At 59.2% G+C, this 12357-nt stretch carries 10 protein-coding genes; 3 read left to right on the top strand and 7 right to left on the bottom strand.

What is annotated here, in order from left to right:
* Positions 1-213 precede the first annotated feature (213 nt).
* Positions 214-1215, bottom strand: coding sequence for a D-cysteine desulfhydrase (locus tag EC915_RS20610; RefSeq protein WP_133752356.1), 1002 nt, complete (start codon positions 1213-1215; stop codon positions 214-216).
* Between the two features lie 185 nt (positions 1216-1400).
* On the opposite strand from EC915_RS20610, the gene epsC reads away from it, so the two are divergent.
* The 3 genes from epsC to mgrA all read left to right on the top strand — a co-directional run bounded on the left by epsC (position 1401) and on the right by mgrA (position 5845).
* Positions 1401-2363 carry a serine O-acetyltransferase EpsC gene (gene epsC / locus EC915_RS20605; protein ID WP_133752355.1) on the top strand — a complete coding sequence of 321 codons (963 nt, stop codon included), beginning with the start codon at positions 1401-1403 and terminating at the stop codon, positions 2361-2363.
* A 367-nt stretch (positions 2364-2730) separates the two neighbouring features.
* Complete coding sequence (gene betT / locus EC915_RS20600; protein WP_133752354.1) at positions 2731-4725, top strand: choline transporter BetT; 1995 nt, start codon at positions 2731-2733, stop codon at positions 4723-4725.
* An 82-nt stretch (positions 4726-4807) separates the two neighbouring features.
* Positions 4808-5845: an L-glyceraldehyde 3-phosphate reductase gene (mgrA, locus tag EC915_RS20595; protein WP_133752353.1), complete on the top strand. Its 1038-nt coding sequence runs from the start codon at positions 4808-4810 to the stop codon at positions 5843-5845.
* A gap of 146 nt (positions 5846-5991) precedes the next feature.
* Here mgrA and ntrC read toward each other — a convergent pair whose 3' ends face one another.
* The 6 genes from ntrC to glnA all read right to left on the bottom strand — a co-directional run bounded on the left by ntrC (position 5992) and on the right by glnA (position 12276).
* On the bottom strand, positions 5992-7428 hold the full coding sequence (ntrC, locus tag EC915_RS20590; protein ID WP_133752352.1) for a nitrogen regulation protein NR(I): 1437 nt from the start codon (positions 7426-7428) through the stop codon (positions 5992-5994).
* The gene (gene glnL, locus EC915_RS20585; protein WP_133752351.1) at positions 7425-8510 is read right to left on the bottom strand and encodes a nitrogen regulation protein NR(II); all 1086 of its coding nucleotides are present in this window, start codon (positions 8508-8510) and stop codon (positions 7425-7427) included. The genes ntrC and glnL overlap by 4 nt, the downstream gene beginning before the upstream one ends.
* A 306-nt stretch (positions 8511-8816) precedes the next feature.
* Positions 8817-9431, bottom strand: coding sequence for a DUF4124 domain-containing protein (locus EC915_RS20580; RefSeq protein ID WP_166651050.1), 615 nt, complete (start codon positions 9429-9431; stop codon positions 8817-8819).
* Between the two features lie 10 nt (positions 9432-9441).
* Positions 9442-9969 carry a DUF4124 domain-containing protein gene (locus tag EC915_RS20575; RefSeq protein WP_133752349.1) on the bottom strand — a complete coding sequence of 176 codons (528 nt, stop codon included), beginning with the start codon at positions 9967-9969 and terminating at the stop codon, positions 9442-9444.
* Between the two features lie 120 nt (positions 9970-10089).
* Positions 10090-10656, bottom strand: coding sequence for a chorismate mutase (locus tag EC915_RS20570; RefSeq protein ID WP_256658795.1), 567 nt, complete (start codon positions 10654-10656; stop codon positions 10090-10092).
* A 213-nt stretch (positions 10657-10869) separates the two neighbouring features.
* Complete coding sequence (gene glnA / locus EC915_RS20565) at positions 10870-12276, bottom strand: glutamate--ammonia ligase (RefSeq protein ID WP_133752348.1); 1407 nt, start codon at positions 12274-12276, stop codon at positions 10870-10872.
* Positions 12277-12357 lie beyond the last annotated feature (81 nt).

Here is a 12357-nt window from a genome sequence, read left to right as displayed (position 1 = left end):
TTTTTCGCATAAATAAATATTGCCGGGAGCCTGAGCTGTAGGGGCCGGCTTGCTGGAGAGCCCGGGGTGATCCGTTGAATCCAGGTCCGGCACGTGGCTGAGGGAGCGAACTGCTCGCGAAGAGCCGATACAGCCGGACAAGTACTGAAACATCTTATGCCGCGTTCGCGAGCAAGCGCTTTCCCCCGGGATCAGGTGCGAGCTGAAAGTGGCTTACTGCGTTGAAAAGACATCCGGGTACGCGAACAGTGCCGGTGCGCCGCCGGTGTGCAGGAAGATGATCGGACCGTCGTCCACACGCTGGCGCCCTATCCCGTCCAGCAATCCGGCCATGGCCTTACCGGTGTAGACCGGGTCCAGCAGCAGGCCTTCCTGGCTGGCCACCAGCTTGATCGCCGCCAGGGTGCCCGCGTTCGGTTCACCGTAGCGTGGGCCGTAATATTCGTCCCATAAGTTCACCTTGAAGGCTGCAGGCAGCGGCTCGCCGAGCAACTGCGCAGTGCGTTCTGCCAGCCCCTGAACCTTGGGTGTCTGGGTTTCTTCGGGGCGCGATACGGTGACGCCGATGACCGGCAATTGCGGCAATGCTTCAGCCAGCGCCAGTGCCAGGCCGCTGTGGGTGCCCGCGCTGCCGGACGCCAGGACGAGCGCCGTGAATTGCACGCCGCTTTGCTCGATCTGTTCGGCCAGCTCAAAACCGGCCCTCACATAGCCCAGCGCCCCGATGGGACTGGAGCCACCGATCGGCACCAGATAGGGTTTCTTGCCGCTCGTGCTCAAGCGTGCGGCCAGCGCCTGGAGTTGCTCGTCGGCGTTATCGAGGTTCTCTACTAGCTCGACCCTGGCGCCGAACAGGTCCAGCAGCAGTCGGTTGCCATTGCCAAGGTAATTGCGGTCCTCGGTGGCAATCGGATTTTCCAGCAATGCGACGCAACTCAACCCCAGCCTGGCGGCCAGCGCAGCGGTTTGGCGAACATGATTGGACTGTATCGCCCCCGCAGTGATCAGCGTGTCAGCCCCTTGGGCCAGTGCGTCCGCCGCCAGGTATTCAAGTTTGCGCAGCTTATTGCCGCCCATGGCCAGTGGAGTGATGTCGTCGCGTTTGACATAAATATCGCGACCGGCCCAGGCCGACAGACGTTGCAATTTCTCCAGCGGCGTTGGCGCGTCCAGCAGTTTGAGGCGGTCAAAACGTTCGAGCTGTTGTTTGATCATGGTCGTATCGAGCCATCCACAGTGAGTCGCAGGACTATAAGTAGACGACTCGGACAGGGCAACCGGAGGATTTACTGCACGTGCCGGGGTATAGACTCACGAAAAACTGCTATTTATTTGCGACAAATGTGGCCGTAGAGTGATCAAACCTTCGGCCCAGCCCGTTGAACTGAGGAGAAACCTGCGTGAGCACTATTCCCGACCTGTCCCCGCAAGACTGCGCCGAAGGATTGACCGGCCACTGGCAGTTGCAGCGGATTGTGGGTGAATTGCGCGCTGCGCGTGATGAGTGGCGCAGCCGCAACGGTCGTGTCAGCGGAGAGAAGGGTGGCCGTGAGCTGCCGTCCCGCGAGGCCATGCGCGACATCCTTGAGGCGCTGGGCGGTGCATTGTTCCCCATGCGCCTGGGGCCTGTAGACCTGCGTGAAGAGAGTGAAGACTTTTACGTCGGGCATACCCTCGACGTGGCGTTGAACTCGCTGCTGGATCAGGCACGGCTTGAACTGCGTTACGTCGCCCGCCAGCGCGGCGAGGATGCCACCTGCGCCGACGTGCACGGCGAGCGCCTGATTCAGGACTTTGCCAGCGCATTGCCGAACATTCGGCGCATCCTCGACACTGACGTACTGGCGGCTTACCAGGGTGACCCGGCGGCGCGCAGTGTCGATGAGGTGCTGCTGTGCTATCCGGGGATTCTGGCGGTGATCCATCATCGCCTGGCCCATCACCTTTACAACAATGGTCTGCCGCTGCTGGCGCGAATCAGTTCGGAGCTAGCCCATTCGGCCACTGGCATCGATATTCACCCGGGTGCCCGCATCGGTCCGAGCTTCTTCATCGATCACGGGACCGGGGTCGTCATTGGCGAAACCGCGATCATCGGTGAGGGTGTGCGGATTTATCAGGCCGTCACTCTGGGCGCGAAGCGCTTCCCGGCTGACGACGACGGTCAATTGCAGAAGGGCCACGCTCGCCACCCTATCGTTGAGGACGATGTGGTGATCTACGCTGGCGCGACCATTCTGGGACGCATCACCATTGGCAAGGGCTCGACCATCGGCGGTAACGTCTGGCTGACCCGAAGCGTACCGCCGGACAGCAACGTGAATCAGGCCAATCTGCAGCATGACGACGGTGCGCAAAAGTAAGGTCCGATCAAGCAGATTCGCCATAGGAGTGAGCGGGCTTACGAAAGCTAGATGACAGCCGCCGAAATGCTGCGGATGTTCTGGCTCACGGGTTCGACGGCAGCCTGAACAGGCTCACTCCTACAGGTTTTTTCCAGCAATCATTCATCGCTCAAACCCCCGGAACAAACGCCTTGCCGCGTACGTCATACCCCCGCGTGAGCTAACGTCCAGAGGACTGCAATTGGTCCTCAACCTTCATTCCGTGTTTTAATTGAACGTTCAATCAAGTTAAACCGGTGGTTCGCTGCCCGCTCACACCAGGAGGCCTACCCTTGCCGCATCAGCTTTGCATGAACGATTTCGCTACCCTCAGGGGGGTATTCGCATGAGTGCTTCAAGTGCGCAAAACAGCTCGCCGGTGCGCATGAATGCTCCCGTCTTCTACTTCGCTGCCAGCTTCATTCTGATTTTCGGACTGGTCGTCATCAGCTTTCCCGAAGCGTCGGGCCAGTGGTTGCTCGCGGCTCAAACCTGGGCGGCCAACACCGTTGGCTGGTATTACATGCTGGCCATGACCCTGTATCTGGTGTTCGTGGTCGTCACGGCACTCTCCGGGTACGGCAAGATCAAGCTCGGGGCCGACCATGACGAACCCGAGTTCAGCTATCTGTCATGGGCCGGGATGCTGTTCGCTGCGGGAATCAGTATCACGCTGTTTTTCTTCTGCGTCTCCGAGCCCTTGACCCACATGCTGCAACCGCCGCAAGGCGAGGGCGGCACCACCGAGTCGGCACGTCAGGCCATGCAGCTGCTGTTTCTGCACTGGGGTTTGCACGGCTGGGGCGTGTTTGCTTTCGTCGGCATGGCTTTGGCTTATTTTGCCTATCGGCATAACCTGCCGCTGGCGCTGCGTTCGGCGCTGTACCCGCTGATTGGCAAGCGCATCAACGGCCCCATTGGCTACGCGGTGGACGGCTTCGGCATCATCGCCACCATCTTCGGTCTCGGCGCAGACATGGGTTTTGGCGTGCTGCACCTCAATGCCGGGCTTGATTACCTGTTCGGTGTCGCGCATACCCACTGGATTCAGGTCGGGCTCATCACATTGATGATGGGCGCGGCGATTCTGGTGGCCGTGGCTGGCGTCGACAAGGGCGTGCGGGTCATGTCCGACATCAACATGCTGCTGGCCTGTGCGCTTTTGCTGTTTGTACTGTTTGCCGGGCCGACGCAGCATCTGCTCAATACATTGGTGCAGAACATTGGCGATTACCTCGGCGCGCTGCCGACCAAGAGTTTCGACGTCTATGCCTACAACGGCCCAAGCGAATGGTTGGGTGGCTGGACGGTGTTCTATTGGGCCTGGTGGATTGCCTGGTCGCCCTTTGTTGGACTTTTCATTGCTCGCATCTCGCGCGGTCGCACCATTCGTGAGTTTGTCTGCGGCGTGCTGTTGATTCCCCTGGGTTTCACCCTCGCCTGGATGTCGATCTTCGGCAACAGTGCCATCGACCTGGTGCTCAATCACGGTATGGCGGCCCTGGGGCAGTCGGCCATTGATGACCCGTCCATGACCCTGTACCTGATGCTGCAAAACTACCCGTGGAGTAAAACCGTCATTGCGGTCACGGTGTTTATCAGCTTCGTGTTCTTCGTGACCTCGGCCGATTCCGGCACGGTGGTGTTGTCTACGCTGTCGGCCAAAGGTGGCAGCCCGGATGAAGACGGCCCGAAATGGCTGCGTGTGTTCTGGGGCGTGATGACCGCGCTGATCACCAGCGGTCTGCTGTTTTCCGGAAGCATCGATGCGCTGAAGTCTGCGGTGGTCCTGACCTCGCTGCCGTTCTCGCTGATCCTGCTGACCATGATGTGGGGCCTGCAAAAGGCGTTTCATATGGAGTCGCAGCGGCAGATCGCTCAGCTCTACTCGCTGGCTCCGGTTTCAGGGGCTCGACGTGGAGGCTGGCGTCAGCGTCTGAGTCAAGCGGTGCATTTCCCGTCCCGCGATGAGGTGTATCGCTTCCTCGAGCAGACTGTCCGCCCGGCCATCGAAGACGTCACCGGCGTGTTCGTTGAAAAGGGCCTGACCGTGGTGACGCAACCCGATCCGGCCAATCATACGGTCGGGCTGGAAATCGGCCACGGTGAAGAACGGCCTTTCATCTACCAGGTGACCATGCGTGGCTATTTCACGCCGTCCTTCGCCCGCGCGGGAATGGGCTCCAAGCAGCTCAACAACCGGCGCTATTACCGGGCCGAGGTGCACCTGAGCGAAGGCAGTCAGGACTATGACCTTGTGGGGTACACCAAGGAGCAAGTGATCAACGACATTCTTGATCAGTACGAGCGGCACATGCAGTTCTTGCATCTGGTGCGCTAGCTCATTCCTGCAATGCGACGGTTTTCGAATGCGAGTAGTCTCGCAAGGCTGCTTAGCCATTCAGACAAGAAGAGAGGATTGAATGACCTACATCGCTGCCGAAAACCGTTATGAACGCATTCCCTATCGTCGCGTAGGCCTCAGCGGGCTGGTGCTGCCCGCGCTGTCGATGGGCCTGTGGCACAACTTCGGTGACAGCACGCCGCTGGATACCCAGCGCGCGATGTTGCGTACCGCGTTCGATCATGGCATCAACCACTTCGACCTTGCCAACAACTACGGCCCGCCGTATGGCAGCGCTGAGATCAATTTCGGTCGTTTGCTGCGTGAGGACTTTCAGCAGTACCGCGACGAACTGATCATTTCCACCAAGGCAGGCTGGGACATGTGGCCCGGCCCGTATGGGCAGGGTGGCGGTTCGCGCAAGTACGTGCTGGCCAGCCTCGATCAAAGCCTGCAGCGCATGGGCCTGGATTATGTGGATATCTTTTATTCGCATCGCTTTGACCCGGATACCCCGCTGGAAGAAACCGCAGGCGCACTGGCGACAGCCGTGCAGCAAGGCAAGGCGCTGTACATCGGAATCTCGTCGTACTCGGGCGCCAAGACTCGGGAAATTGCCGGCCTGCTCAAAGAGTGGAAGGTGCCATTGCTGATCCATCAGCCGGCCTACAATCTGCTCAATCGCTGGGTCGAAAAAGACCTGCTGGACACCACCGACGAACTGGGCTCGGGCGTCATTGCCTTTACCGCGCTGGCGCAGGGGCTGCTGTCAGACAAATACCTGAACGGGATTCCAAAGGATGCGCGGGTCAATCGTCCTGGCGGTGATTCGCTGCAGGCTTCGCATTTGTCCGAGCAGAACATCGAGCATGTGCGCGCGCTGAACGAGATCGCCAAGCGTCGCGGTCAAAGCCTGGCGCAAATGGCCCTGGCCTGGACCCTGCGGGATCCACGTGTGACGTCGGCATTGATTGGCGCGAGCCGTCCCGAACAGATCATCGAGAACGTCGGAGCGCTGGATAATCTGGCGTTCAGCCAGGAAGAACTGGCCGAAATCGACCGCTTCGCAGTGGAAGGCGGGATCAACCTGTGGGAAAAGCCGTCGTCGGCTGAATAACGACTGATCAAACCTGGAATGCTGAATCTGTGGGAGCTACCGGAGGTTACGACGGCGGCGAAGGCGGTCGACCTGACACACCGCCTTTGCCAGCGGTTGTAACCTCTTGAGCCTCCACAGGTCACTGCGAGTTCAGCGAGAACTTATTAGCCCTCTTCCCCCTCATCATCATCCCCGCCATCGATCTTCATCCCCAGTTCCTTGATTTTGCGCGTCAAGGTGTTGCGTCCCCAGCCCAGCAACACGGCAGCGTCGCGACGACGGCCAGCGGTGTGCTTCAGAGCCGTCTCGATCATGATGCGTTCGAAAGTGGGTACCGCGCTGTCCAGCAGGCTAGATTGCCCGCGAGCCAAGGCTTGGTCGGCCCATTGACGCAGCGCCTGCTCCCAGTTGGTGACCGGAGCGGCCTCCTGCGGCAGGCTGAGCAACTCGGGCGGCAGGTCGCTGACGTGTACTTCGCGACCCGAGGCCATGACCGTGATCCAGCGGCAGGTGTTTTCCAGCTGCCGTACGTTGCCCGGCCAAGGCAGATGCTTGAGGTATTCCTCGGTCTCGGCCTTCAGCAGTTTCGGCTCGACCGCCAGCTCCTGCGCCGCCCGGCTCAGGAAGTGTTTGGCCAGGGTCGGAATGTCTTCGCGACGATCGGACATACGCGGAATGTGGATACGGATCACGTTCAGACGGTGGAACAAGTCCTCCCGAAACTTGCCTGCCTGCACCAGGGTTTCCAGATTCTGGTGAGTGGCCGCGATGATGCGCACGTCCACCTTGACCGGTACATGACCGCCAACGCGGTAGAACTCACCGTCCGCCAGCACGCGCAGCAGGCGCGTCTGGGTGTCGGCAGGCATATCGCCGATTTCGTCGAGGAACAACGTGCCGCCATCGGCTTGTTCAAACCGCCCTCGTCGCAGGTTGGCCGCGCCAGTGAAGGCACCTTTTTCGTGGCCGAACAGCTCGGATTCCATCAGGTCTTTCGGAATTGCCGCCATGTTCAGCGCAATGAACGGCGAGGCCGAACGCGGGCTGTGGCGGTGCAGGGCATGGGCGACCAGCTCTTTACCGGTGCCCGATTCGCCGTTGATCAGCACGGTGATATTGGAGTGACTCAAACGGCCGATGGCCCGAAACACTTCCTGCATCGCTGGCGCTTCGCCGATGATTTCCGGGGTGCGGGTCAGGGTCGGCGCAACGTCCATGCCCTGTTGTTCCTGAGCGTGCTGATTGGCACGTTTGACCAGCGACACTGCCTCGTCCACGTCGAACGGCTTTGGCAGGTATTCAAAGGCGCCGCCTTGATACGACGCCACGGCGCTGTCCAGGTCCGAATGGGCGGTCATGATGATCACGGGCAGGCGCGGGTGCTGTTCGCGGATCCGCGCCAGCAGGTCCAGGCCGCTGGCGCCAGGCATGCGAATGTCGGAAATGATCACGTCCGGTTGCTGGCGCGCCAGGCGGCTCATCACGCCATCGGCGCTGTCGAAGCTTTGCGTGGTCATGCCCTCTTGCTGCAAGGCCTTTTCCAGTACCCAGCGGATGGAACGATCGTCGTCGACGATCCAGACAGTTTCACTACGGCTCATGTCGAAGCTGCTCCTTGTTCCAGCGGCAAGAAGATCGAGAATGTTGTATGGCCAGGATGGCTGTCACACTCGATCAGCCCCTGGTGCTGACTGATGATGTTCTGGGTGATGGCAAGGCCCAACCCGGTGCCATCCGGGCGGCCACTGACCATTGGGTAGAAGATGGTTTCCTGAAGTTCGGCCGGAATGCCGGGGCCGTTGTCGATGATTTCGATCTTGCTCACCAGGCGATGGCGCACATGGCCGATAGTGAACTGGCGCATGGCGCGAGTACGCAAACTGATGCGCCCCAGGCGCAGCTCGTTCTGACCGCTGATCGCCTGCATGGCATTGCGCACGATATTGAGCACGGCCTGAATCATTTGTTCGCGGTCGATCAACACGTCCGGGATACTCGGATCATAGTCACGCACCAATGTGATGCAACCCTGGCTTTCCGCCTCCACCAGACTGCACACACGCTCCAGCACTTCGTGGACATTGGTCATTGCCAGCGACGGCAGCTTGTTCGAACCCAGCATCCGGTCGACTAGGTTTCGCAGGCGATCGGCTTCTTCGATGATGACGTTGGTGTAGTCCTTGAGGCTTTCTTCCGGCAGCTCGCGGGCCAGCAATTGCGCCGCGCCGCGAATCCCGCCCAGCGGATTCTTGATCTCGTGGGCCAGCCCGCGGACCAGCATCTTGGTGGTCTCCTGCTTGGACAGCTGCGCCTCTTCCTTGGTGATGCGCAGCAGGCGATCACGGGGGTGGACTTCCAGCAGAAGCATGGTTTCGCCTTGCGCCAGTATTGGCGTTACGGCGTAATCGACCGTCAGCGTCTGACCCGTGAGCGCGGTCAGCATGGCTTCGCGTTTGGTGAACGGGTGGGCCTGTTCCACCGCCTGGCGAAGCGAACTCAGCGCTTCTGCAGACTCGGTGAAAAGCTCACTGATGAACTGCCCATGACTGCGCTGACCGCTGATGGCCAGCAGCATCTCGGCTGCCGGATTCATGTATTCCAGGCGCAGGTCAGCGTTGAGCAGAATCGTGGCAGTGGTCAGGTTGTCGAGTAACAATCGGTGCAACGTATCGCTGATAGTCATGAATCTCGTTGACCTCTTTTGGCACATCGCACAGGGAGCGATCCCGGATTGCAGGCTTTGATTGGTCTCTTCGCCCCGTTAGAGCGGCTGGCTTGGTGCTTGACCATTACTAATGGGTAAGAAAATGCAAAAAACAAACCAAGCTCCGAAAAGAAGCGCGGAAAGACGCGATTCGGGCTTTTTTTGGACAGCAAGCGAATGCACGGCGTGGGTTGTAGTGATTCATGAACCAAAATGGGAGTTTAATCGGAGTGCTCGTTCAATCTGTGCACTATTTTGGAGCGCGGCCATCCACACAGCACCTTGTCAGAAAAAAGGCAGGATGCTGCTTTCTTCAGGTGGTTTGTCCTTGAGGGGACACTCAGGCCGTAAGCCAAAATCGTTGGTTTTGCAGGGTTGAGCGAGGCGCTTCTGTGCAAGCGAGATGCGCATCATGTGGAAGGGTTGGTTGGGCGTGCGTTCCGCTATGCGGCCGAACTCGTCGACGATCTCGATCGACACCTGATGCGTGCCGCGATCAATGTTGGTCATCGGGAACACCGGGCTATGGCCGGCATTGCCGTAAGGCTCGCCGTCAAGCAGCAGACGGTAGGTGTGACCGGGTTGAAGCTGCGGGTCATTGGTGACGGTCACCATCACGTTGCCCTGCATGTCCCGGATAGTGGCGTCCGGTTCGGGCGCAAGAATGCGCAGCAGCTGATAGTGAAACAGCGGCCCAGGTTTGGGTTTCATGCTGGAGGACTGACCTGGCTTTTTAGGTGTGGACCTGATCTGGTTGCTGGGAGCAATGTCGATCTTTTTTGCGTTTTTGTGGGGCTGGTCGGTAAAAACCCGATTCCCCTCGGAATCGATGTAGGTGTAAACCTCAGCGATTGCCAACTGACCGACAAGCATGAGCAGGCAAATGACCGGGTAACGCAGCCACTGCTTGTTAACGTTTGCCGACATGAGCTCGCTGCACTGTCAGGTTGATCGTTTCGCTTTGCTGGATTATCTGAGCGCCTTGCACCACCTGGACGGACAGGCTGTGTTCGCCTCGGTCCAGCTCAGTGACCTGGACGCGAGGGACGTTGGTGGGCTGGCCATAGGGTTTGCCGTCCACCAGCAGTTGCAGCAGGTGACCGGGCTGCAAACGCGGTTGAATCATCACCCCGGCGATGAAAGAGCCGTTGTTGGCACGCAGGGCCTCGTCGTTGGGCAAGTCGGTCAGTCGCAGCGTTTCATAAGTCGCGCTGGCCGGTTGTGGCGGAGTCTGACTTTGCGAAGGCGCTGACGTTGGCGGGGCAGGCGCAGCGTCACCGACACTGTTGAGTGGCGGCAGATCCACCGTTTCCACTTTCGTCCCGTCGGGCGGCTGACTGCTGAAGGCCGTGTTGCCGTTGGCGTCAGTGTATTTGTAGATCTGGGCGACTGCGGGAAGCGCAAGCAACAGCAGTACAAGGGCAAGGCTTTGACGCATGAAAACTCCGGTACCACGATCAGGAGAACGACCGCTCGGGCCATGCCAACTCGGATGCAAGGCGCAGTCGCCAGCATAGAGCAAAACCGGGCTGGCGGTGTGCCCGGCCCACTGCTGCGCTCAGCCCTTGTTGGTAGTGGCGCACAAATTACTTGCAGCACGTTGCAGCGCAGTCACAAGGGTCGGATCCGCTGTCTGACGCTCAATGTCGGCTTGTACCCAGCGTTGGCAGGCAGGGTCCTTGCGATACGGCACAAACGCTGCGTATTTCTCCATCAGTACCGGTTGCAGCGTGTCCAGGCGAGTGCGAATCCCGGTCGTCAGGCTGGTGCTGGGCTGCTCCGGCGGCTGAGCGTCTGCGTGCCATTGTGCGAGTCGCGCGTACTGCACCATCTTGTTGGCTTCGATCTGTGCCGTCATGAACAAGCGAACGTCACTTTTGTCGAGCTTGTACGCTGCGGCCTGGGCTTGGGCATTGGCGATCACCTGGCGCTCGCGCTCGGTGTCCTGAACGGGTTTACCGCTGTAGAACTTGCTCTGTGCAACGTCGTTGGCAATAGCGAGCCGCTGGCCCATGGCCTCGATGAGTGGGCTTAAAGCGGCAGGCGCGGGGGATGATGAAGCAGCGTTGATGCAGCCAGACGTCAGGGGAACGATCAGGAGCATGAGCCAGAGTGGTTTTGGCATGTGGGATCCTTGTAAGTCAGCGCAGCGTAAGAGCGCGCTGCGAATGGGGCAGTATCCGGAAAAAATCGTTGGAAAGGCGATAACCCTATACCACCCGTGATAGGACTTTACGACTTCGCACATCTTGAATACGTAGCCGCCTGTTTCAAAAGCATAAAAAAGGCCTCCCGAAGGAGGCCTTTCTTTCACGCCGCGTTCGCTGGCGTGACTGGATCAGCAGCTGTAGTACAGCTCGTATTCCAGTGGGTGTACGAAGGTACGGACCTTGATTTCTTCTTCCGACTTCAGAGCGATGTAGGCGTCGATGAAGTCGTCGCTGAATACGCCGCCTTTGGTCAGGAACGCACGGCCCTTATCCAGCTCTTCCAGGGCTTCTTTCAGGCTGCCGCACACTTGCGGGATCTCTGCTGCTTCTTCTGGCGGCAGGTCATACAGATTTTTGTCGGCGGCGTCGCCTGGGTGGATCTTGTTCTGGATGCCGTCCAGGCCAGCCATCAACAATGCAGCAAAGGCCAGGTATGGGTTGGCCGATGGATCCGGGAAACGGGCTTCGATACGACGGCCGCGTGGGCTGGAGACGTAAGGAATACGGATCGAAGCGGAACGGTTACGGGCCGAGTAGGCCAGCATGACCGGGGCTTCGAAACCTGGGACCAGACGTTTATAGGAGTTGGTCGACGGGTTGGTGAAGCCGTTCAACGCCTTGCCGTGCTTGATGATACCGCCGATGAAGTACAGGGCGGTATCGGACAGACCGGCATAGCCTTCGCCAGCAAAGGTGTTCTTGCCATCTTTGGAGATGGACATGTGGACGTGCATACCCGAGCCGTTATCGCCGTACAGAGGCTTGGGCATGAAGGTAGCGGTGCGGCCGTAAGCGTCGGCAACGTTGTGGACAACGTATTTCAGGGTCTGAACTTCATCGGCCTTCTTGACCAGCGTGTTGAATTTCACGCCGATTTCGTTCTGGCCAGCCGTTGCCACTTCGTGGTGGTGAACTTCGACGACCTGACCCATTTCTTCCAGGGCGTTGCACATTGCGGTGCGGATTTCGTGGTCGTGGTCGAACGGAGGAACCGGGAAGTAGCCGCCTTTGATGCCCGGACGGTGGCCTTTGTTACCGCCTTCGATGTCCGCGTCGGACATCCACGAACCTTGTTCGGAGAAAATCTTGAACATCGAGCCCGAGATGTCGGACTTGAATTTCACTTCGTCGAAGATGAAGAATTCTGGCTCTGGACCTGCAAATACGGTGTCACCGATACCGGTGGATTTGAGGTATTCCTCGGCGCGATGAGCAATGGCGCGTGGGTCGCGATCGTAACCTTGCATGGTCGAAGGTTCGATGATGTCGCAGACCAGGATCAGGGTCGGTTCTTCGGTGAACGGGTCCAGAACGGCGCTTTCGTCGTCTGGCAGCAAGATCATGTCGGAGGCTTCGATGCCTTTCCAGCCGGAGATGGAGGAGCCGTCGAACATTTTGCCGACTTCGAAGAAGTCGTCTTCCAGCGCATCGCGAGCCGGCATGGTCACGTGGTGCTGAGTGCCTTTGGTGTCCGTGAAGCGCAGATCAATCCACTTAACGTCATGATCTTTGATGAGTTGAACCGACTTCGACATGTTGTCCTCCGGGGTGGCTTAGGGCCGGCAGTGGTGGGCCCTTAATAGGGGGTGATGCCGGCGCGATAGTCGGCCAAGGCA

It is taken from the genome of Pseudomonas sp. LP_7_YM, assembly GCF_004364435.1.
GTDB lineage: Bacteria > Pseudomonadota > Gammaproteobacteria > Pseudomonadales > Pseudomonadaceae > Aquipseudomonas.
This window is presented reverse-complemented; position numbering and strand designations above follow the sequence as displayed.